Here is a 21,668-nt window from a genome sequence, read left to right as displayed (position 1 = left end):
AGCCCCCATCCTGCTCGCGTCACCAGGGCTCCTCCACTTTGATAAGGTCCCGGCGCAGCGCCTCTTTACGCAGTCGCTGTTCCAGCAGCAACACAGGGGGAGAGGGGGGCAGGGGCATTGCCGTCGCCTGCTGAGCTGCCGATGGATCGGGCTGCTTGCTGTTGCTGGTATCGGGAGCGGCGGCCGCACCGCCTTGCAACAGAGAGAGGTTATAGAGCGCATCTTCATGGCCGGGCTCCAGTGCCAGAGCGGCCAGATAGGCCTCTTTGGCTGCGGCAAACTCCCCCAGTTGCAGCAGGGCATTGCCGCGGTTGTAGTGGGCGGTGGCGCTCGTCGCTTGCTGATAGGCTGAGATAGCTTGCCGGTAGGCTCCGGCCCGATACCAGGCGTTGCCGCGCCAGACTGGATCGTTGAAGGTGCGGGCAGCCCGCTGAAAATCCCCCTCTTGATAAGCCTGCATCGCTTGCAGATCCCCCCTCTCTGTTGCTTGCAGATCTTGTGGCGCAAGCAGCTGAGCTCCCACCATCAGCGCCATCATCAACCGGGCGCCGACTCTGGCCAGAAAGGCCAGTGGTAACAAGGGGATCAGCAGCCAGGGGCCAAGATCCAGTGGCGCCGGGGTGAGGGCCGAGGTCGTTGTGGGCAGCGGTGCAAAGCGGGGGACATCGCTGCCAAGCCACTGCAGCTCACCGCCGAGACGGTTGGCCAGAGCGGCAATGGCCTGACTATCGGGGACGGGCAACTGCGCGGGCATGCGGGTGGCAAACCCCAACTCATTGGCCGGAATGGCGGGCATGGGGGCCGGTTGACCACTGCTGGCGAGCAGAATATCGAGGCGTGCCGACTGGGTGTCGCGGCAGAGAAGGCGTTGTTGGCAGGGCCACAGAGCAGCGATTTGGGCCATCTGATTCTGGGTGAGGTCGTCGGTGATCAGCAGCAGACGGGCCTGCTCACCGGGGGCCAGCTGCTTCATGGCAAGTTCCACCGCCCGTGCCGGGTTGCTGCCCTGCAGCGGCATGATATCGGGGCGCAAGTCGGGCAGTAGCAGCGAAAGGGCCTGATGATCCCGGGTGGGCGGCATGGCGAGGTAGGCGTCGCCTGCGTAGAGGATCAGCGCAATGCGCTCGCCCTTGGCGCGGCTCAGCAGCTGCTGTAATTGCCATCTGACCCGGGTTGCCCGATCCGGTTTGAGATCGGTGGCGGTCATCGAGCGTGACAAGTCGAGTAGCCAGATATCGAGCGGTGCTGCAGGCTGCTGTTGCAGCTCACCGCGCAGTGCCGGTCCACTCAGGGCCAAAATGACGGGCAGGGTTGCCAGCCAGAGCCAGGGACGTTGAGGACGGGATGCTGGCAGCAGATAAGCCTGCATCGCAGGTGCGAGCAGCGGGGACTGGCGACGACGGTGCCACCCTTGCCAGAGCCAGGGGATGAGTGCGATCAGCCACAGAGGGCGGAGCAAGATCAGCTCCATCTGCGCGCGCCTCGTGCCAGCCAGTTACGCACCATGCGAAACTCCAGTCTGCCGTGCCCTGATGGCAGAAGCAGCAAGCCACAAAGCAGTGCCAATGGCCAGGGGTAGAGCTCGATCACCGGCTGGTACTGGGCAATCGGCATGGGGGCAGGTTCAAGGGCATTGAGAGTCGCATTGATAGCATCGAGATCGCTTTGGGTTCGCGCCCTGAAATAGCGCCCCTGTCCTGTTTTTGCCAGCTCTTTCAGGAGCGGTTCGTCCAGTTCGCTGCTGGGATCGGCCTGACCGCTGCCCGCCTCATCGTAGGGTTGGATAAAGGTATCGGGATCGGCCCCGACCCCCAGCGTGTAGATCCTTATTCCCTGTGCCGCGGCGAGTTTGGCCTCCTGCAGCGGGTCGGCATTGCCTGCGGTATTGCGGCCATCAGTGACCAGCAGCAGGGCGGTGGGGCGACCCGGATCTCCATGCTGACGTGCCAGCTGGATGGCTTCGCCAAGGGCGGTGGTTCGGCCGACCAGATCAAAATCGAGCTCGTCGCTCAAGGTCAACAGCGCCGGGATCTCCTGAGTGAGGGGAGAGAGCAGGTAGGCGTGATCGGCAAATACGATGAGGCCCACTCTGTCTCCGGCCCGTTTGGCGATCAGCGCCTTGATCTGCTGGCGCACCGCCGTTAGCCGTGCTTGCTGCTCGCCGTTATCGAGCATATCCGGGGTACGCATGCTGTCTGACAGATCCACCGCCAGCAGCAGATCCCGACTCCCCTCATATTTGATCACCGGTTCCCCCCACCACTGGGGGCGGCAGAGGGCGAGGATAAGGGCGCACCAGAGCAGCATGGAGCGCCAGAGCGGCAATCCGGCCTGAGGGCGCAGCAGCGCAAACCCGGGATAAGCCAGATAACCGCGGCGCAGGGGCGGCAAGCCGAAGCGCACCAGCAAGGGCAGCACCAGCGCCAGCGCAAACCAGGGCCAAGCCAGGATCATGGATGCCTCCGCGCGACTTTACGCCCAGAGCGGGGGGAGCGTTGCAAGAAGAGGGTTTGACCCCAGCGGCGATAATGTTGCCGAAGCTGTTCGCACTGCTCGCGAGTCGGGTTCTGGCTGCCATAGAGCCAACTGCTCCAGTGAGATGAGAACTGGCTAAAATCGCTGCCGCCGTGGCGATCGATGAAGGCTAGCCACGCCTCACCTTGCAGTTGGCGCGCCTCGGGCCAGCGCTGTAGCGCTTCATGACGCAGGGCCTCCTGTATTTGCGCCACCAGCAGCGCCGGATCCCCCTCCAGCTGGCGACACCAGCGGCGGTAACGTATCACCCTCTTGGCAATCAGGACGAGCAGCAGCAGAAGAAAACCGGCGATCAGGAGCCACAGTAGCGCCTGCACTCTGGGATCAAGACTCTGTTCAATCAGATCCGGCCCCGGGTGGATGTCTCGCATCAGGGCGGCCAGCGGCGGAGTGATGGCGTCGGAGGCGGGACTGGCGCTGTCGAGTTCGGCGGGCGAGATCATCCCTGATGACATAACCCCTCCTGCCACTGCTGTTGCAGCGTCTGACTGTTATCGAGCAGATAGAGGCGCTGCACCAATGGCAACAGCAACTGCTTGCCGTGGGCCAGCTGCTGCTCGGCAGCTTGCTGGTAGCGGCGGGAGAAACCGGCATGGCCTCCATCCAGCCAGCCTTGATAGTGCTGCCCTGGCCGATCGATGGCCACCGGCAGCTGGCCATCAGGGGGAAGGGCAGCCTCGAGGGGGTCGCGGATCTGCCAATAGTGAATATCGTGGCGCCGGGAGAGCAGTTGCAACTGCTGACAGAGCGCCGACTCACAGGGTCTGTGGTCGGTGATCAGCGTCAGTTTGGCACCATGGGGCAGCTTCACGCTGGCCAAGGTGTCGGCCAGTGAATGGGATAGTACCCGACGTGCCAGCCCTTGCTGGTAGTGATGGCAGAGGGATTCGAGCAGGGGCAGCACGCTGCCGCGCTGGCTCTGGTGATTTGGGATAAGCCCGTGGCAGATCAGGGTGTTGTGCTGCTTCTCCCCTTGCCAGATCAGGGCTGCTGCCAGCTCGCATCCCAGACGCGCCTTGAGCTGCCGTGTGGAGCCGAAATACATGGCGGGGGAGAGATCAAGCAGCAGCCAGTGCGCCTGATCCAGCTCCTCGCTATAGAGGCGGGTATAAGGACGACCGAGGCGCGCCGTCACTCGCCAGTCGATATGGCGTACCTCGTCACCAGCCTGATAGGCGCGCAGCTCGCGAAACGTGAGTCCGGGAGAGCGGCCCGGTTTGCCGCGTTCGCTGCTGCTTCTGCCTGCGTGAGGTGGCTTCCTGGCCTTGGCCCAGAGCCGGATATTGAGCAGCCGTGGCAGCGACAGGGCGATATCGGGATGCAGACTGGGATCTAGGGGCATGGCACCTGATCCAGCAGTTGGGCGATCAGGATATCGTTATCCAGATTGTCGGCCAGTGCCTGATAGCTGGGTATAAGGCGGTGGCGCAGCACCGGATAGGCTTGCAGCTGGATATCTTCCGGCAGCACATAATCACGTCCGGCAAGCCAGGCTCGGGCGCGGGCGGAGCGAGCCAGCCCAAGTGTGGCGCGGGGGCTGGCCCCTACGGCAATCAGTGGCTCAAGGGCAGGGCAAAGACCACTGCCCGGGCGAGTGGCGCAGACGAGCTCCACCAGATAGTGCTCCAGTCGGCTTTGCATGGTCACCGCCAGCACTTCGCTGCGCGCACGCTGCAAGCTGGTCTGACTCAGGGTCACTGGCGCCGCGCCAAGTTGTTCGCCGCTGGCGTTGAGCTGCAAGATGGCGAGCTCCATGGTGGGGCTCGGGTAATCCACCATCAGCTTGAGCAGAAAGCGGTCGAGCTGCGCCTCCGGCAGGGGATAGGTTCCCTCCTGCTCGATGGGGTTCTGGGTGGCGGCCACCATAAAGAGGGGTGGCAGCCGCCAGCTCTTTTTGCCCACGGTGATCTGGTGTTCGGCCATGGCTTCCAGCAGTGCAGATTGCACCTTGGCCGGTGCCCGGTTGATCTCGTCCGCCAGCACCAGATGATTGAACAGGGGGCCTGGTTGGAATACAAAACTGGCATCCTGCGGGTGAAACACCTCGCTGCCGGTGAGATCGGCGGGAAGCAGGTCGGGAGTAAACTGGATACGGGAAAAGCGTCCCTCGACGGCGCCAGCGAGCGCCTTGACGGCGCGGGTTTTGGCAAGACCGGGTGCCCCTTCGATTAATACATGTCCTTCACATAACAGGGCAATCAGGAGCCCTTCTATTAGTTCCTCCTGCCCCAGGATCTGACTGCCAAGATAGTCCCTAAGTGCTCTGAACTCGGCCGTTGCCATGCGATAAACCCGTTGTTTTTATGGAAGTTGATCTTTTTATACTCCAGTTGCTTCCCAAGGGCGAGCAAAGGGGCCTTGCCGCGCTTAATTTAGTTTCAATCAGCTGTATGAAACTTGTGATTGGATTGTTAAGATGTGGCGCAATGAGGTCAGACCTCTGCCTTTTAAACCAAGGAGCCAGGATGAAACAGCCATTGAAACTGACGACTCGCCAGGGCGAACGGATTGCCGTCGTGGCGGGGCTGCGTACCCCCTTTGCCAAGCAGGCCACCGCCTTTCATGGCGTGCCTGCAGTCGATCTCGGCAAACTGGTGGTGAGCGAGATGCTTGCCCGTACCGATCTCGACCCCAAGCTTATCGACCAGCTGGTGTTTGGTCAGGTGGTTCAGATGCCGGAAGCCCCCAATATTGCCCGCGAGATCGTGCTCGGTACCGGCATGAGCGTCAATACCGATGCCTATAGCGTCTCCCGCGCCTGCGCCACCAGCTTTCAGGCGGTGGCCAACGTCACCGAATCCATCATGGCCGGTACCGTAGACATCGCCATCGCTGGCGGTGCTGACTCCTCCTCCGTACTGCCTATCGGAGTGAGCAAGAAGCTGGCCCGCGCCCTGGTGGATCTCAACAAGGCGCGCAATCTGCAGCAGCGCTTCAACATTTTGCGCCAGCTGCGGGTCAAGGATCTGCTGCCGGTGCCGCCTGCTGTGGCGGAATACTCTACGGGACTTTCGATGGGACAGACCGCCGAGCAGATGGCCAAGAGCCACCAGATCAGCCGCGAGGCGCAAGATGCGCTGGCGCACCGCTCCCACACTCTGGCCGCGCAGGCTTGGGCTGATGGCAAGCTCAGCGGTGAGGTGTTTACCGCCCATGTACCGCCCTACAAATCACCGCTGGAGCGGGACAACAATATCCGTGAAAGCTCGGATCTCGCGAGCTACGCCAAGCTCAAGCCGGTGTTTGACCGAGTCCATGGCACAGTCACTGCTGCCAATGCGACCCCGCTCACTGACGGCGCCGCTGCCGTGCTGTTGATGCGCGAAGGTCGGGCGAAAGAGCTGGGCCTCGAACCGCTTGGCTATATCCGTAGTTTCGCTTTCTCGGCCATCGATGTCTGGCAAGACATGCTGATGGGGCCCTCCTACGCCACGCCGCTGGCGCTGGATCGTGCCGGTATCACGCTCGGTGACCTCACCCTGATCGACATGCACGAAGCCTTTGCCGCCCAGACCCTGGCCAACCTCAAGATGTTTGCCAGCCACGAGTTTGCCCGTGACAAGCTGGGCCGCGATCAGGCCATCGGCGAGGTGGACATGGAGAAGTTCAACGTCCTCGGTGGTTCGCTGGCCTATGGCCACCCCTTTGCCGCGACCGGTGCGCGGATGATCACCCAGACCCTGCACGAGCTGCGTCGTCGCGGTGGGGGACTGGGGCTCAACACCGCCTGTGCGGCGGGTGGATTGGGCGTGGCTATGGTGTTGGAGGTTGAATGATGAGCGCTAAGACTTTTTCCCTGGATGTTCGCAAAGATGGCATCGGCATCCTCACCATGGATGTGCCGGGCGAGAGCATGAATACCCTCAAGGCCGCCTTTGTGGAGGAGATCCGCACCGTGCTGGCCGAAGTGAAACGCAACAAGGATTTGATCGGTCTGGTGATCACCTCCGGCAAAAAGGACTCCTTCATCGCTGGCGCTGACATCACCATGCTGGCCGCCTGCACCAGTGCCAAGGATGCCGAGACCCTGTCGCGAGAAGGGCAGGAGATCTTTGCCGAGATCGAGGGGCTGACCATTCCTGTGATCGCCGCCATTCACGGCCCCTGCCTCGGTGGCGGGCTGGAGCTGGCGCTGGCCTGCCATGGTCGGGTGGTGACCGATCACGGAAAATCTGTGCTGGGATTGCCGGAAGTTCAGCTCGGTCTGCTGCCGGGCTCTGGCGGTACCCAGCGTCTGCCGCGCCTCATCGGGGTGGCCAAGGCGCTGGATCTGATGCTGACCGGCAAGCAGGTTCGCGCCAAACAAGCCAAGAAATTGGGGCTGGTGGACGATGTGGTGCCGCCGTCAATCTTGTTGGATGCTGCTATCAAGCTGGCCAAGAAGGGAAAACCGCGCCATCAGTTGAAACGGGATCTGCAGGGCAAGGTGCTGGAGACCAACAAGCTGGGCCGCAAGGTGCTGTTCGATCAGGCCAGCAAGGGGGTGAAAGCCAAGACCCGTGGCAACTACCCGGCGCCGGAGCGGATCCTGGATGTTGTGCGCATCGGCGTGGAGGAGGGGATGAAGGCCGGTCTGGCCGCGGAATCCCGCCACTTTGGCGAGCTGGTGATGACTGCTGAGTCTGCCGCCCTGCGTTCCATCTTCTTTGCCACCACCGAGATGAAGAAAGAGGTCACCTATCAGGGGGCCGAGCCGCGCAAGGTGGCCCATGCCGCCGTGCTGGGCGGTGGTCTGATGGGGGGCGGCATTGCGTTCGTCACCGCTACCAAGGCGGGAGTGCCGGTGCGGATCAAGGATGTGGCAAGCGCCGGGATCGGCAATGCCATGCGCTACAGCTATGACATTCTGGCCAAGAAGCTCAAGCGCCGTCACATCCTGCGCAGCGAGCTGGAAAAGCAGATGAGCTTGCTGACCGGCACCCTCGACTACTCCGGTTTTCACCGGGTGGACATAGTGGTGGAGGCGGTGTTTGAAGATCTCAATCTCAAACACCAGATGGTGAAAGATGTAGAGCGTGAGTGCGGTGAACACACAGTGTTTGCCTCCAACACCTCTTCCTTGCCCATTAACCAGATTGCGGCAGAGGCGGCGCACCCGGAGCGAGTCGTGGGGCTGCACTACTTCAGCCCGGTGGACAAGATGCCGCTGGCGGAGATCATCCCCCACGCAGGTACCAGTGCCGAGACGGTCGCCACCACTCTGGCCTTTGCCCGTGCTCAGGGTAAAACGCCTATCGTGGTGAAGGACGAAGCCGGTTTCTACGTCAACCGCATCCTGGCGCCCTACATGAACGAAGCGGCGCGACTGGTGCTGGAAGGGGAGCCGGTGGAGGTGCTGGATAGCGCACTGCTGGACTTTGGTTTCCCGGTTGGCCCCATCACCTTGCTGGACGAGGTGGGGATCGATGTGGGCGCCAAGATCTCCCCTATTCTCGAAAAAGAGCTGGGCGGCGAGCAGTTCCAGGCGCCCAAGGCGTTCGACAAGCTGCTGCAAAATGATCGCAAGGGACGCAAGAACGGCAAGGGCTTCTATCTCTATGGCAAGGCGGCACCGCGCAACAAGCTGACCGGCAAAGAGGGCAAGAAGACGGTGGACGAGAGCGTCTATGGCGTGCTCGGCATCAAGCCTTCTGCCAAGCTGGCCCGTCAGGAGATCGCCGAGCGTTGCGTATTGTTGATGCTCAACGAAGCAGCGATGGCGCTGGATAGCGGTGTGGTGGCGTCGGCCCGTGATGGCGATATCGGCGCCATCTTCGGCATCGGTTTCCCGCCCTTCCTCGGCGGCCCGTTCCGTTATATGGACACGCTCGGGATCGATCATCTGGTTGGCCGTCTGGAGTATTACCAGAAGCGCCACGGCGACCGGTTCGCCCCCTGTGCCCGTCTCAAGGCGATGGCCGCGGAGCAGCAGAACTTCTACTGATAACCGCTGCAGAGTGACCGCAAAGCAAAGAGGCCCGCACACCATGCGGGCCTCTTTCTATGTTGTGGTTTGTTCGGGTTGTACGGCTTGGGCAGCGCTCATGCTGGCAGAAGCAACCGATTAAAAAACGGCCCACCGAAGTGGGCCGTCGAGATATCACGTCACGGGTCAGATCCCCGGTTTGCGCTCCGGGCAACGACCTATGATATCGGGTGGCAGCTCGCCGTTATCCTGCTCTAGCACCACGTCGAATCCCCACAGTTGATGCAGGTGTTTGAGCACCTCATGGCGAGAGTCGCCAAGGGGGATGCGGTTGTGGGGCACATAGCGCAGGGTGAGGGAGCGATCCCCCTTCACGGCGACGTTGTACACCTGAATATTGGGCTCCAGATTGCTGAGGTTGTACTGGGCCGACAGGGTATTGCGCACCTGACGGTACCCCTCGTCATTGTGGATGGCGGAGACTTTCAAATAGTTCTTCAGATCGTCGTCATCAATGGCGAACAACTTCATATCCCGCATCACTTTCGGGCTTAAGAACTGGCTGATAAAGCTCTCATCCTTGAAGTTTTGCATGGCAAAGTGGAGGGTTTCGACCCAGTTGCTGCCGGCATAGTCGGGGAACCAGTATCTATCCTCCTCGGTCGGGTTCTCGCAGATGCGGCGCAGGTCGGTAAACATGGCAAACCCCAGCGCATAAGGGTTGATCCCCGAGTAGTAGCGGCTGTTGTAAGCCGGTTGATAGACCACATTGGTGTGGCTGTGCAGCACCTCCATCATGAAGCGATCGCTCAGCTTGCCCTCGTCATAAAGGTGATTGAGGATGGTGTAGTGCCAGAAGGTGGCCCACCCCTCGTTCATCACCTGGGTCTGCTTTTGTGGATAGAAATACTGGCTGATCTTGCGCACTATGCGTACCACTTCCCGCTGCCAGGGCTCCAGCAGGGGGGCATTCTTCTCGATGAAGTAGAGAATGTTCTCCTGGGGCTCTGCGGGGTAGCGCCTGTCCTCCACACCAGCGGCTTTATGCTGCTTGGGCAGGGTTCGCCACAGCTCGTTGACCTGAGTCTGCAGATAATCTTCCCGCGCCTTCTGACGCCGCTTCTCCTCGGCCATCGAGATCTTCTGGGGACGCTTGTAGCGATCCACCCCGAAGTTCATCAGGGCATGGCAGGAGTCGAGCAGCTGTTCCACCGCCTCGATGCCATGCTTCTCTTCGCACTGGGTGATGTAGTTTTTGGCGAACAACAGGTAGTCGATGATGGAAGAGGCATCGGTCCAGGCCTTGAACAGGTAGTTGTTCTTGAAGAAGGAGTTGTGACCGTAGCAGGCGTGTGCCATCACCAGCGCCTGCATCGGCATGGTGTTCTCCTCCATCAGGTAGGCGATGCAGGGATCGGAATTGATGACGATCTCGTAGGCCAGTCCCATCTGGCCGCGCTTGTAGTTGCGCTCGGTATGGATAAAGCGCTTGCCGAACGACCAGTGTTGATAGCCGATGGGCATGCCGACGCTGGAGTAGGCATCCATCATCTGCTCGGCGGTGATCACCTCGATTTGGTTGGGGTAGGTGTCCAGCTTGTAGAAACGGGCGACACGGGCGATCTCCTGGTGATAGGTCTCCAGCAGATCGAAGTTCCAGTCTGGTCCGTCATCCAGTGGCGCTACACGTTTTTCTGTTTCGATCATGTGACCTCCTCACGCCGCTTGTTTCTTGAACAGCTCGCGGAACACCGGATAGATATCCTCGACCTTGCGAATGTGCTCCATCGCAAAGTGGGGGAACTGGCTGGCTACCGACTCATATTCGTGCCACAGGGTCTGGTGGGCACGGGTGGTGATCTCGATGTAGGAGTAGTACCTCACCCTTGGCATGATGTCCCGCGCCAAGATCTCCCTGCACTGCGGTGAGTCATCAGCCCAGTTGTCACCATCCGACGCCTGCGCCGCATAGATGTTCCACTGGTTTGCGGGGTAACGCTCGTTGATGATGTCATTCATCATCTTGAGGGCGCTGGAGACGATGGTGCCGCCAGTCTCCTGGGAGTAGAAGAACTCGTGCTCGTCCACCTCCTTGGCCTGGGTGTGGTGGCGGATGTAGACCACCTCGACGTTCTTGTAGGTCCGGCTCAGGAACAGATAGAGCAAGATATAGAAACGCTTGGCCATCTCCTTGGTGGCCTGATCCATGGAGCCAGATACGTCCATCAGACAGAACATCACCGCCTGGCTGGAGGGGACGGGCCGTTTGACGAAGTTGTTGAATTTGAGATCGAAGGTGTCGATAAACGGCACCGCATCGATCCGTCGTTTCAGCTCCCGGATCTCCTTCTCGAGCAGGGCGATTTCGGCAAAGTGTTCGTTGGGATCGGTAGCCAGCAGGGCCAGCCGATCTTCCAGTTCATGCAGTTGGCGTTTCTTGCCAGCTTGCAACGCCATGCGCCGTGCCAGCGAGTTTTGTAGCGAGCGCACCACGTTGATATTAGCGGGCACCCCGTTGGAGGTGTAGCCCGCCCGATAGGTTTTGACTTCCATCAGCTGATTGAGCTGGGTTTTCTGCAGCCTGGGCAGCTCCAGATCTTCAAACAGCAGATCGAGATACTCATCCTTGGAGATCTGGAACACGAAATCATCTGCCCCTTCCCCCTGATTGGATGCTTGTCCCTCGCCGGAACCCTGTCCACCGCCCCCTCCTTTGGGGCGGTCAATCTTGTCGCCGGAGACGAACTGATCATTGCCGGGATGCACCATCTCCCGTTTACCTCCGTGCCCCTGATGAAAATGGGGCTCGCCGATATCCTTGGTCGGGATGCTGATGCTCTCACCCTTGTCTACGTCCTGAATGCTGCGCTTGGAGACAGCATCCGAGACCGCTTGTTTTATCTGCTTCTTGTAGCGGCGGATGAAGCGCTGCCGATTGACAGCGCTTTTGTTTTTGCCGTTGAGCCTGCGGTCGATAAAATGCGCCATAACTCCCCCTTGAACAGTCAGGGTCAGGATGACTTGCGTACCCTGAGATACCATTCGGAGAGCAGTCGCACCTGTTTACGGGTGTAGCCTTTCTCCATCATCCGTTCGACAAAGTTATCGTGCTTCTTCTGCTCCTCGGCCGAGGTTTTGCTGTTGAAGGAGATAACCGGCAGCAGCTCTTCCGTGTTGGAGAACATCTTCTTCTCGATCACGGTGCGCAGCTTCTCGTAACTGGTCCAGTTGGGGTTACGGCCTGCATTGTTGGCCCGGGCACGCAGCACGAAGTTGACGATTTCGTTGCGGAAATCTTTCGGGTTGCTGATCCCGGCGGGTTTTTCAATTTTCTCCAGCTCACTGTTGAGGGACGCTCTGTCAAACAGCTGGCCGGTCTCGGGGTCACGGTACTCCTGATCCTGGATCCAGAAGTCGGCGTAGGTGACGTAGCGATCGAAGATGTTCTGACCGTACTCGGAGTAGGACTCGAGATAGGCGGTCTGGATCTCCTTGCCGATGAACTCCACATAGCGTGGGGTCAGATAGCCCTTGATGAACTCAAGGTAGCGGTCGTGCAGCTCTTGCGGGAACTGCTCGCGCTCGATCTGCTGCTCCAGCACATAGAAGAGGTGCACCGGGTTGGCGGCCACTTCCGCATGATCGAAGTTGAAGACGCGGGAGAGGATCTTGAACGCAAAGCGGGTGGAGAGACCATTCATTCCCTCATCCACCCCGGCGTAGTCGCGATACTCCTGATAGCTCTTCGCCTTCGGATCGGTGTCCTTCAGACTTTCGCCATCATAGACCCGCATCTTGGAGTAGATGCTGGAGTTTTCCGGCTCTTTCAGCCGTGACAACACAGAGAACTGGCCCAGCAGCTCGAGGGTGCCCGGGGCGCATTTGGCCTCGGTCAATTCGCTGTTGATCAGCAGTTTCTCGTAGATCTTCACCTCTTCGGAGACGCGCAGGCAGTAAGGCACCTTGACGATGTATACCCGGTCGAGGAAGGCCTCGTTGTTCTTGTTGTTGCGGAACTGCTGCCACTCTGATTCGTTGGAGTGGGCCAGCAGAATGCCGTCAAAGGGGAGGGCGGAGAGCCCCTCGGTGCCGTTGTAGTTACCTTCCTGGGTCGCTGTCAGCAGCGGGTGCAGCACCTTGATAGGGGCTTTGAACATTTCCACAAACTCCATAACCCCCTGGTTCGCTTTACACAGCGCACCTGAGTAGGAGTAAGCATCGGCGTCATCCTGGGCGAAGTGCTCCAGCATGCGGATGTCGACCTTGCCGACCAGTGAGGAGATATCCTGGTTGTTGTCATCACCGGGTTCCGTTTTGGCGATGGCAATCTGATCGAGGATGGAGGGATTGACCTTCTCCACCTTGAACTTGGTGATGTCGCCGCCAAACTCGTGCAGGCGTTTGGCCACCCAGGGGGACATGATGGGACGCAGGTAACGGCGCGGGATGCCGTACTCTTTCTCCAGGATCTCCCCATCCTCTTCGATATCGAACAGGCAGAAGGGGTGATCATTGACTGGTGAGCCCTTGATGCGATAGATGGGCACCTTCTGCATCAGGGATTTGAGTTTCTCTGCCAGCGAGGATTTACCGCCGCCAACGGGGCCCAGCAGATAGAGGATCTGTTTCTTCTCCTCCAGCCCCTGGGCTGAGTGTTTGAGGTAGGAGACGATCTGTTCGATGGCCTCTTCCATCCCGTAGAAATCCTTGAAGGCGGGATAGCGTGCCACGACGCGGTTGGAGAAGAGTCGGCTCAGTCTGGGGTTGGCTGAGGTGTCTACCATCTCCGGCTCACCAATGGCGGTCAGCAGACGTTCGGCTGCGGAGGCGTAGCAGGCTTTGTCCTGCTTACACATATCCAGGAACTCCTGGATGGTATATTCCTCTTCTCTCGCTTTTTCATATCGCTGTTGGTAATGCTCGAATATGCCCATAACTTTGCCCTCGTTATAGTCGCTTACCCTGAAAAAAGTGGATGACTGCTTTTGTGTTGTGCGCTTTTAAAGCCTAGTCAACAGACTCCAGTAATCCATCACGGTTGATAGGTTAAATTCTGAAGAAACCTGCCCGATCCTTGTGCGGGGAGGGTCAGTCAACAACACCGCTATGTTACTGACTGTTAAATTATTTTTGCCACGATAGTGAGGTAAATGTCAAAGACATAAAAAATAAATGTTTATGGGAAAGAGGGAACTTATTGCGAAAAGATTAAGGGGTTTGACGAAAGGCAATGGGGCTGCGGGTTGGCGGGGTTATGGATGAGAATGTCATTACGTGAACGTCAACGTAAATTGCTTTGTTTGGAGTTTTGGCTCTAATTTTTACATTGACGCTACATTTTGAGTGCCCTAGATTGGCGATGTGTGAGCAGCAAGATGCTTTAGCAAGAGAGTTGACTGTTGCCTCACCAAGCTCTGTTTAAGCACGTTTCCGTTGGCTTGACCCTCGCAACCGCGAGGGTCTTCTTTTTCTGCGTCTGTAAACGCTTGTTTCTGCTGGTGGCTATTGACGCAGCCAGCACTCACCTAGCAAGGGTAGGCTTGTTGCACTGCCGCCAGGACGCGGGCAAACGGGTACGCGGCCAACTGGCCTGCACCCGCCAGCGATTTGGCTTTGACCCGGCTGGTCAGCGGGGTGGTGATGCCGCACAGGAAACGGGCCAGAACACGCGCATCCACCGAACCTGTTTTGGCAATCAGCGGATCGCACCAGGCGCGGATCCCCGCCTCGTTTGGCATGGTCAGTGGGGGCAGGGGAGGGAGATGTGCCACCTCGCCGCGACAAACCGAACAGTGGCCACAATGAACCGGCGCCACCTCATCGGCAAAATAGCTGGCGAGGCGGTGACTCAGGCACTCATCCGAGGTGAAAAAGTCGAGCATGGCTTGCAGTCTGGCCAGCTCACTTTGCTCTTTTTGCAGGAACAGGGTGTGCAGGGCGTTTGCCTCCTGCTCGTTGTCCCACCCCTGACGGGTGATCCGGTAGACCTCGGTCATCTGTTTGCTTTCAAGCTCGATCCAGCCTTGCTGCTGCAGGTAGTCGAGCGCCGCAACCGCCCGCTGTCGCTCTCCCTGATAGCCCTGCCAGAGGGCGTCAAAGTCCATGGTGCACCAACTGCGGGCTTGCGGGGCACAGGCGAACAGCTGCTCCAGAAACTGGCGGCGTTCCGGATTGAAGCGGCTCACTATCTCGCCTTTATCCAGCACAAACTTGAAGCGGTAATCTGCGTAGTAGCTGTAGGCCGGGGTGATGATGCCCGCCATCTCCAGATAGACCAGCAGGGTTTTAAGGGGCAACTGGCGGATATTGGTGTCGTTGGAGAGGCGCAGCAGGGTGAATTCCCACTCGCTCCCGCTCTGCTTGATGATGGCAAGCAGCTGGAGGATGGCACTCAAATCCGGCGTATCACCGTAGACGAAGTTCTCCAGCACCGGCAGTTGGCTCTGGTTGGCCAGCACGATACAGCGCGATGGCTGGCCATCTCGTCCGGCGCGGCCAATCTCCTGGCTGTAGTTCTCAATGGATTTGGGCAGATCGTAGTGAATGACCCGCCGGATATCCGCTTTGTCGATACCCATACCAAAGGCGATGGTAGCGACGATGCAAGCCACCTTGCCCGCCATGAAGTCGTGCTGGGTCTGGCTGCGCAGCGCCGAGTCGAGTCCGGCATGATAGGCGCGGGCGTTGATCCCTTCTCTAACGAGTTGTTCGGCGCAGGCTTCGGCGGTGTGTTGCAAGGTGACGTAGACGATGGTGGGGACCGCCGGATCGTTGGCCAACTCCTGCGCGAGCCAGCCATCCCGCGCGTCGGGCGCTAGGGGAATGACCGCCAGATCAAGATTGGGGCGGTAGAAACCGGTGACCACGACCCCCTCCGGCGCTATGCCGAATTTGGTCTGCATATCCTGAATAACCGCCGGTGTGGCGGTGGCCGTCAGCAGCAACACCTGTGGGATCTTCAGGTCATGGCGATAGCTCGGCAGCTTGAGGTAGTCGGGGCGAAAGTTGTGGCCCCACTCCGAGATACAGTGTGCCTCATCGACGACCAGCAGCGAGAGCGGCACTTGCTGGATAAAGCGGCGAAAGCGCTCGTTTTTGAGTCGCTCTACCGAAATCATCAGGATCTTGAGCTGGCCATCCAGCGCCTGCTGCATCACTCGTCGGCTCTCCTCCGGGCTCTGGCTTGAGTCGAGGGTAGCGGCGCTTATTCCCTTGCTTTTGAGGAAGGCGAGTTGATCGTGCATCAGCGCCAGCAGCGGTGAGATCACCAGGGTCAGGTGAGGCAGGGCGAGGGCAGGCAGTTGATAACAGAGGGACTTGCCGGAGCCGGTGGGAAAGATGGCGGCGGCACTCTGACCTGCCAGCACCCGGCTGATCACCGCCTCCTGACCAGGTCTGAGTGCGGAGAAACCAAAATATTGGTTGAGCAGGGATGGGATCATGGCAAAGCTCCGCGGCAAATGGGGGATGATAGCACAGCGACGCCGGTCACGGATGACACAGGAATGGTCGTGAGGGCAAGGGCAGAGAGTGTCGATAAAACGTACAAAAATGGGTGGTTGCGCTGTGGTTAAGGTTTTGTTGCGGTTTTTTGTGATGGAAACGGGATATTTTTTGGTGAGTCTCTGGAAAAAAAAGATGGCGAATGGGATATTCCGTCATGCAATCCGGTGACTGGCGGATCGGCCCGACAGAAGGCTGGCCACAGACACCACATTCGGGCGACAGGGGTCTCCCGATGAGTGGTTGCAGACAGGACTCATGATTCATGCACTACGGTGCTTAGGGACTTTTTTGATGACACAACAACACCCCCTCCTTCGGCTGGTCAATAGCACCAGCCTGGTCAGCCAGATCCTGGTTGGTCTGGTATTCGGTATCTTGCTGGCACTGTTTGCGCCCGAGTGGGCGAAAACGGCAGGTCTGCTTGGCAGTCTGTTCGTTGGTGCACTGAAAGCGGTAGCTCCGCTGCTGGTATTCGTACTGGTGATGGCGGCCATCATTGGTCACAAGCAGGGTCAGAAGACCAATATTCGCCCGCTGCTGGCGCTCTACCTGTTTGGTACCTTCTCTGCGGCCGTGGTCGCGGTGATTGCCAGCTTCCTGTTCCCCTCCAACCTCCATCTGGTGGCCAATACTGCCGAGATCACCCCGCCCGGCGGGATCACCGAGGTACTGCAGACCCTGCTGTTCAACGTGGTGACCAACCCGGTCAAGGCGTTGATGGATGCCAACTATATCGGGATCCTGGCGTGGGCCATCGGTCTGGGTATCGCCATGCGCCATGCCAACGAGAGCACCAAGGCGCTGATCACTGACCTGTCTCACGGTGTATCCGCCATCGTGAAAGCGGTGATCCGCTGTGCTCCGCTCGGGATCCTGGGTCTGGTTGCCTCCACGCTGGCAGAGACCGGCTTTGACGCCCTGTTTGGCTATGCCCAACTGCTGGTGGTGCTGATCGGCTGCATGCTGTTTATCGCCTTTGTGGTCAACCCGTTGATCGTCTTCTGGAAGATCAAGCGCAACCCCTATCCGCTGGTGCTGACTTGCCTCAAAGAGAGCGGCGTGACCGCCTTCTTTACCCGCAGCTCTGCCGCCAACATTCCGGTCAACATGGCGCTGTGTGAAAAACTGCGCCTGCCCAAAGATACCTACGCGGTCTCCATCCCGCTGGGTGCCACCATCAACATGGCAGGTGCGGCCATCACCATCACTGTGCTCGCCATGGCGGCGGTACATACCCTGGGGATGGAAGTGGACATGGCAACGGCCGTGCTTCTCTCTGTGGTAGCCACCATCAGTGCCTGTGGCGCGTCCGGTGTCGCGGGCGGCTCCTTGCTGCTGATCCCGCTGGCGTGCAGTCTGTTTGGCATCAGTAACGACATCGCCATGCAGGTGGTTGCTGTCGGCTTTATCATCGGTGTGTTGCAGGATTCTGCCGAGACAGCGCTGAACAGCTCCACCGACGTGCTGTTCACCGCCGCAGCGTGCATGGCCGAAGATGAAACCTTGCTGGATGTGGCTCCGGTACCGAGCCGCGAAGCCTGATCTCGCAACGGTCAGTTTCGCAACACACTTGCGCCCTCTTCGGAGGGCGCTTTTTATTGCCGGATTTGCTCTCTTTTCCTCTTTAAGCAGGCTCTTTGGCTGATGTGCCAGACATTCTGTCGCCCTTGTCCAGGGCGCTGCCTTATCTTTATCCCTTGGAGTTGTGCTTCCTCCTTCTGTTGTGCGTTACACATTTTTGTCTGTTCTGCTAACAGCCGATTGCTATGGCTTACCCCAGATCTTCAAGACAATCACATCATCACATCATCACATCATCACATCATCACATCATCACAGAAGAATGGAGGTGGCTGGCTGCGGCAGATGAACCCAACCCGTCCTATCAGACACGCCATCATGGTTTGGTGAGGGGGAGTAAACGTGTTGGCGATATTGAGCTGCGGGCAGGGGGGCGTCATGTTGATATCCGAAGTGCTCTGCCATGGCGCTGGTGAGCATGCAGATATCCAACAAGGTGAGGAGAGTAATAAGGAGAGAGCAGGGGAATCGCGGAGGCACAGAGTGCAGAGATAAAAAAGCCAGCAGAGTGTTCGGCTGGCTTTTTGCTATCAGTGGCAGGTAGGGGATTAACCGACCAGCTGATAGAGGATGGCGGAGATGGCGATCATCCCCATGGTTGCAACGAATACGTTGCTGATATGGCCCTGATATTTCGCCATGGCCGGTACGCGCTTGATGGCGTACATCGGCATGATGAACAGGATGGTGGCGATGATCGGGCCGCCCAAGGATTCAATCATGCCCAGGATGGAAGGGTTGGCAATGGCAGTGCCCCACAGGGTCAGGATGAAGAAGACGATGATGAACATCTCGACTTTCTTGGCGTTCGGCTCTTTGCCGGACTTGCGCATGTTCTGCACGATCATCCCCTTCAGACCTTCACGGGCACCCAAATAGTGGCCGAAGAAGGAGGATACGATGGCCACGAACGCAACCAGCGGACCGAAGTAGGAGATGATGGGGCTGGCATGCTGGTTGGCCAGATAGGAGAGCACGGCGATGTTCTGGGCCTTGGCTTCTGCCAGCTGGGCCGGTGTCAGGCTCATGACGCAGGAGAAGACGAAGAACATCACGAAGCCCAGCAGCACCATGGCGGTACGCTTGAGGATGGCATCGGCTTTCTCGACAGCCTGATCACCGTGGTCGCGGCGCTGGGCCAGGGAGAAGCTGGAGATGGCCGGGCTGTGGTTGAAGGAGAAGACCAGTACCGGGATGGTCAGCCACAGGGTAGTGGCGAAATCCTTGGCAGAGGGCACTTGCTCCAGCGCCGCGCCGGTCCAGTCCGGGATCAGGTAGAGGGAGATACCGGCCAGAATGGCGATCAGCGGATAAACCAGCAGCTCGGTCACTTTCAGCATCAGCTTTTCACCGGCCAGCATCACCGACATCATGCCCATGATCAGCACGATGGAGAGGATCCAGTGCGGCGGGGCACTCATCTGCAGCTGGTTGACCATGAAGCTTTCCACGGTGTTGGTGATACCCACGCCGTAGATCAGCACGATGGGGTAGATGGCGAAGAAGTAGAGCAGGGTGATTAATTTACCGGCACCGACGCCAAAGTGCTCTTCCACCACTTCGGTGATGTCTGCGTTTGGCTTTTTGGAGGAGAGCACGAAGCGGGCCAGACCACGGTGGGCCAGATAGGTCATGGGACCTACCAGCAGCGCCATGACGACCAGCGGCCAGAAACCGCCCATACCGGCGTTGATCGGCAGGAACAGGATCCCCGCGCCAACTGCGGTCCCGAACAGACTGATGACCCAGGTAGAGTCGCGTTTTTCCCAACGAGTGGTTTGAGTAGAGCTGATCCCTTGCTCTGTTGACGCCGCAACTCCCTGCGTGCCAGTGACTGTGTTTGACATCTATCTCACCCCGAATGTGTGGTTCTTATTAAGTCGGCGCAAGGATACGGTTTTTCTAATCAAAAATGTTGATCAAATTCATCTTTACGGCACGAAAAACCGCACTTTCTTATGGAAATGTGATCAAAACAAGAAAAATTCAATTATTGTTTATCAATTGGCACGTTATTTTAGTGTTAATGATTAAATCTCGCTCAGTCAAATGTAGGTGAATTGTTATTTTGCGAGATGCTGGGCTAGCTGGTTGATCATGCTGGCGGTAGCCCCCCAGATAAAGTGCTGTTGCCAGGGGATCCAGTAGATGGTGTGTGCTTTCCCCCCTCTGGAAAGGGTCAGGGGGATGTGGTTGCGCCGATCCAGCAGATGGGTCAGCGGCACTTCGAAGGCGTGCTCCACCTCATCCGGACTCAGGATGAGGGGATAGTTGCCATCGAGCAGCCCCAGCACCGGCAGTACCTCGAATCGTGACACCGTATTGAGCGGGTTGAGGGTGCCGATCACCTCGATCAGCCGGGCCGGAATGCCGAGCTCCTCTTCGGTCTCCCGCAGCGCCGTGGCAATCAGGTTCTCGTCGCCGGGATCCTGTCGCCCGCCGGGGAAGCTGATCTGCCCCCCATGATGACGCAGCCGGGGGCTGCGCCGGGTCAATAACACGCTGAGCCCCTCATCGCGCATCACCACCGGGATCAACACCGCCGCCGGACTGAGCCCGCCGATGGCGAGTCGATGGGCCGGGGCGGGTCGCTGCAACTGGAAGCGGGTCAGCAGTTCGTGGCGATCCATGGCGGGGAGCTCTCCTGTGCGTTGGCCTGACAGTGGGGAGGGTTACAGCGCCGACAGCGGCGGCAGGATGCGGGCAACCTTGTCATAGGTCTCCTGATATTCGCTGTCGGCGTCGGAGTCGGCGATGATGCCGCCACCGGCCCAGCAGTGCAGACGACCCGCTTCGGCGATCAAAGTGCGAATGCAGATGCTGGTGTCCATCCGGCCATGCTGGCTGAGGTAGCCGATGCTGCCGCAATAGGCATTGCGGCGCTGTGGCTCAAGCTCTTCGATGATCTCCATGGCGCGGATTTTGGGGGCGCCGGTGATGGAGCCACCCGGGAAACAGGCCCGCAGCAGATCGACCCCTTGCCAGCGTGCATCCAGCTCACCGTGGATGGTGGAGACCAGATGATGTACCGCTGGAAACGACTCCACCGCAAAGAGATGAGGCACGCTGACCGAGCCAGGCCGGCTGACCCGACCGATGTCGTTGCGCAGCAGATCAACGATCATCAGATTCTCTGATCTGTCCTTGTCCGCCTGTGCCAGCTCCCGCGCGACTTGCCGATCGGTGGCCGGATCGGGGTGGCGAGGGCGAGTGCCTTTGATGGGTTTGGTTTCGATATGGCGGCCATCAAGCAGCAGGAACCGCTCGGGGGAGAGGCTCAGCAGTGCACTGTCCGGCAGGCGGATAAAGGCTGAGAAGGGGGCCTTGTTGGCGGTTACCAGCAGGCAATAGGCCTGCCACTCATCCCCCTGATAGGGGGCGCTGAAACGCTGGGTCAGGTTGATCTGGTAGCAATCCCCCGCGGCAAGGTATTCCTGAATGCGGGCAAACTTCTCGCCATACTCGGCGCGGCTCATATTGCTCTGCCACGACCCCTGCAAGGCAAAGGCAGGGGCCGGTTTGGCCTGTTGCTGTTCAAGCCAGGCCAACCGGTTGGCAAGGCCAGCTTCATCCCCCCAGTGCACCAGCTGCCAGTCGCCGGTCGCCAGATTGCGCAGCAGTGCCCAGTCGTAGATGCCCACCGCCATGTCCGGCACCGCGATATCGGCGGCGGCCTGCACCGGCAGTCGCTCGAAGCGGCGGCCCAGATCATAGCCAAACAGGCCGAGGGCGCCGCCAATAAAGGGTAGGTGAGTGGCGCACAGTTCCAGCTCCCCCAGCAACTGTTGCTGGGTATGGGCCAGCAGGGCGAGGGGATCTTCGTGGTGTTTGCTGATATTCGCCCCGACACGCAGAGTGGTCACCTCGCCACGGGTTTCGAGGGTCGCCAGCGGATCGGCAGTGATGATATCAAAGCCGTTATCGGCACCGAGTGGTCCCGCCGATTCCAGCAACATGGCCCACGGCTGATGTTGCAGGCGGGCAAAAAGCTGATGGAGTTCAGCACTATGGTCTAGATGATGGATATGAAGTGTTGGCGTCATTTTATGTTACACAGGCAACAGTTTGGTTCCCGAACCCTAGTCGGTGCTGGTGGGCAAGCGTATCATAGGTGTCGGTGACTTAAGAAAAAACTGCCGTG

General features: G+C 59.1%; 15 protein-coding genes. 3 read left to right on the top strand and 12 right to left on the bottom strand.

All coding sequences use genetic code 11. The features are described from left to right. Positions 1-19: 19 nt before the first annotated feature. The 5 genes from ACTG2J_RS11345 to ACTG2J_RS11325 are packed head-to-tail and all read right to left on the bottom strand — an operon-like array spanning position 20 to position 4,818. Entirely contained in the window at positions 20-1,471 is a 1,452-nt protein-coding gene (locus tag ACTG2J_RS11345) for a VWA domain-containing protein (protein ID WP_274161516.1), read from the bottom strand. Further along, positions 1,462-2,454, bottom strand: coding sequence for a VWA domain-containing protein (locus ACTG2J_RS11340; protein ID WP_439997501.1), 993 nt, complete (start codon positions 2,452-2,454; stop codon positions 1,462-1,464). The genes ACTG2J_RS11345 and ACTG2J_RS11340 overlap by 10 nt, the downstream gene beginning before the upstream one ends. Continuing rightward, positions 2,451-2,990, bottom strand: a complete 540-nt coding sequence (locus tag ACTG2J_RS11335; protein WP_274161518.1) for a DUF4381 domain-containing protein — start codon at positions 2,988-2,990, stop codon at positions 2,451-2,453. The genes ACTG2J_RS11340 and ACTG2J_RS11335 overlap by 4 nt, the downstream gene beginning before the upstream one ends. Then, the gene (locus ACTG2J_RS11330) at positions 2,975-3,877 is read right to left on the bottom strand and encodes a DUF58 domain-containing protein (protein ID WP_439997500.1); all 903 of its coding nucleotides are present in this window, start codon (positions 3,875-3,877) and stop codon (positions 2,975-2,977) included. The genes ACTG2J_RS11335 and ACTG2J_RS11330 overlap by 16 nt, the downstream gene beginning before the upstream one ends. Then, on the bottom strand, positions 3,868-4,818 hold the full coding sequence (locus ACTG2J_RS11325; protein WP_113739487.1) for an AAA family ATPase: 951 nt from the start codon (positions 4,816-4,818) through the stop codon (positions 3,868-3,870). Before ACTG2J_RS11325 ends, ACTG2J_RS11330 begins: the two co-directional genes overlap by 10 nt. A 182-nt stretch (positions 4,819-5,000) precedes the next feature. Here ACTG2J_RS11325 and fadI point away from each other — a divergent pair, with 182 nt between their 5' ends. Continuing rightward, positions 5,001-6,311 carry an acetyl-CoA C-acyltransferase FadI gene (gene fadI, locus ACTG2J_RS11320; protein ID WP_113739488.1) on the top strand — a complete coding sequence of 437 codons (1,311 nt, stop codon included), beginning with the start codon at positions 5,001-5,003 and terminating at the stop codon, positions 6,309-6,311. After that, complete coding sequence (fadJ, locus tag ACTG2J_RS11315; protein ID WP_113739591.1) at positions 6,311-8,458, top strand: fatty acid oxidation complex subunit alpha FadJ; 2,148 nt, start codon at positions 6,311-6,313, stop codon at positions 8,456-8,458. The genes fadI and fadJ overlap by 1 nt, the downstream gene beginning before the upstream one ends. A gap of 168 nt (positions 8,459-8,626) precedes the next feature. Here the strand turns inward: fadJ and ACTG2J_RS11310 are convergent, their stop codons facing one another. The 4 genes from ACTG2J_RS11310 to ACTG2J_RS11295 form a co-directional block, all read right to left on the bottom strand. Beyond that, the gene (locus ACTG2J_RS11310; protein WP_019445117.1) at positions 8,627-10,147 is read right to left on the bottom strand and encodes a SpoVR family protein; all 1,521 of its coding nucleotides are present in this window, start codon (positions 10,145-10,147) and stop codon (positions 8,627-8,629) included. Between the two features lie 9 nt (positions 10,148-10,156). Beyond that, positions 10,157-11,428 carry a YeaH/YhbH family protein gene (locus ACTG2J_RS11305; RefSeq protein ID WP_005360363.1) on the bottom strand — a complete coding sequence of 424 codons (1,272 nt, stop codon included), beginning with the start codon at positions 11,426-11,428 and terminating at the stop codon, positions 10,157-10,159. 23 nt (positions 11,429-11,451) lie between these two features. Further along, complete coding sequence (locus ACTG2J_RS11300; protein WP_005333223.1) at positions 11,452-13,374, bottom strand: PrkA family serine protein kinase; 1,923 nt, start codon at positions 13,372-13,374, stop codon at positions 11,452-11,454. Positions 13,375-13,965: 591 nt separating this feature from the next. Further along, a complete protein-coding gene (locus ACTG2J_RS11295) occupies positions 13,966-15,882 on the bottom strand; it encodes a RecQ family ATP-dependent DNA helicase (protein WP_439988625.1) in 1,917 nt (638 codons plus the stop codon). A 355-nt stretch (positions 15,883-16,237) separates the two neighbouring features. On the opposite strand from ACTG2J_RS11295, the gene sstT reads away from it, so the two are divergent. Then, positions 16,238-17,488, top strand: coding sequence for a serine/threonine transporter SstT (gene sstT / locus ACTG2J_RS11290; RefSeq protein WP_139473892.1), 1,251 nt, complete (start codon positions 16,238-16,240; stop codon positions 17,486-17,488). Positions 17,489-18,075: 587 nt separating this feature from the next. Here sstT and ACTG2J_RS11285 read toward each other — a convergent pair. The 3 genes from ACTG2J_RS11285 to pabB all read right to left on the bottom strand — a co-directional run bounded on the left by ACTG2J_RS11285 (position 18,076) and on the right by pabB (position 21,483). Then, the gene (locus ACTG2J_RS11285; protein ID WP_439997499.1) at positions 18,076-19,374 is read right to left on the bottom strand and encodes a serine/threonine transporter; all 1,299 of its coding nucleotides are present in this window, start codon (positions 19,372-19,374) and stop codon (positions 18,076-18,078) included. A 216-nt stretch (positions 19,375-19,590) separates the two neighbouring features. After that, positions 19,591-20,157 (bottom strand): CoA pyrophosphatase, encoded by a 567-nt coding sequence (locus ACTG2J_RS11280; RefSeq protein ID WP_236375078.1) that lies wholly within the window; start codon positions 20,155-20,157, stop codon positions 19,591-19,593. A gap of 42 nt (positions 20,158-20,199) precedes the next feature. After that, a complete protein-coding gene (gene pabB / locus ACTG2J_RS11275) occupies positions 20,200-21,483 on the bottom strand; it encodes an aminodeoxychorismate synthase component I (protein WP_234923094.1) in 1,284 nt (427 codons plus the stop codon). Positions 21,484-21,668 lie beyond the last annotated feature (185 nt).

Source organism: Aeromonas sp. 6P (assembly GCF_051919525.1).
Taxonomy (GTDB): domain Bacteria; phylum Pseudomonadota; class Gammaproteobacteria; order Enterobacterales; family Aeromonadaceae; genus Aeromonas; species Aeromonas veronii.
This window is presented reverse-complemented; position numbering and strand designations above follow the sequence as displayed.

What these genes read in the sequence shown, in the direction of transcription:
- ACTG2J_RS11345 (WP_274161516.1), bottom strand. Translation starts at nt 1,471, where the DNA reads ATGGAGCTGATCTTGCTCCGCCCTCTGTGGCTGATCGCACTCATCCCC.
- ACTG2J_RS11340 (WP_439997501.1), bottom strand. Translation starts at nt 2,454, where the DNA reads ATGATCCTGGCTTGGCCCTGGTTTGCGCTGGCGCTGGTGCTGCCCTTG.
- ACTG2J_RS11335 (WP_274161518.1), bottom strand. Translation starts at nt 2,990, where the DNA reads ATGTCATCAGGGATGATCTCGCCCGCCGAACTCGACAGCGCCAGTCCC.
- ACTG2J_RS11330 (WP_439997500.1), bottom strand. Translation starts at nt 3,877, where the DNA reads ATGCCCCTAGATCCCAGTCTGCATCCCGATATCGCCCTGTCGCTGCCA.
- ACTG2J_RS11325 (WP_113739487.1), bottom strand. Translation starts at nt 4,818, where the DNA reads ATGGCAACGGCCGAGTTCAGAGCACTTAGGGACTATCTTGGCAGTCAG.
- fadI (WP_113739488.1), top strand. Translation starts at nt 5,001, where the DNA reads ATGAAACAGCCATTGAAACTGACGACTCGCCAGGGCGAACGGATTGCC.
- fadJ (WP_113739591.1), top strand. Translation starts at nt 6,311, where the DNA reads ATGAGCGCTAAGACTTTTTCCCTGGATGTTCGCAAAGATGGCATCGGC.
- ACTG2J_RS11310 (WP_019445117.1), bottom strand. Translation starts at nt 10,147, where the DNA reads ATGATCGAAACAGAAAAACGTGTAGCGCCACTGGATGACGGACCAGAC.
- ACTG2J_RS11305 (WP_005360363.1), bottom strand. Translation starts at nt 11,428, where the DNA reads ATGGCGCATTTTATCGACCGCAGGCTCAACGGCAAAAACAAAAGCGCT.
- ACTG2J_RS11300 (WP_005333223.1), bottom strand. Translation starts at nt 13,374, where the DNA reads ATGGGCATATTCGAGCATTACCAACAGCGATATGAAAAAGCGAGAGAA.
- ACTG2J_RS11295 (WP_439988625.1), bottom strand. Translation starts at nt 15,882, where the DNA reads ATGATCCCATCCCTGCTCAACCAATATTTTGGTTTCTCCGCACTCAGA.
- sstT (WP_139473892.1), top strand. Translation starts at nt 16,238, where the DNA reads ATGACACAACAACACCCCCTCCTTCGGCTGGTCAATAGCACCAGCCTG.
- ACTG2J_RS11285 (WP_439997499.1), bottom strand. Translation starts at nt 19,374, where the DNA reads ATGTCAAACACAGTCACTGGCACGCAGGGAGTTGCGGCGTCAACAGAG.
- ACTG2J_RS11280 (WP_236375078.1), bottom strand. Translation starts at nt 20,157, where the DNA reads ATGGATCGCCACGAACTGCTGACCCGCTTCCAGTTGCAGCGACCCGCC.
- pabB (WP_234923094.1), bottom strand. Translation starts at nt 21,483, where the DNA reads ATGTTGCTGGAATCGGCGGGACCACTCGGTGCCGATAACGGCTTTGAT.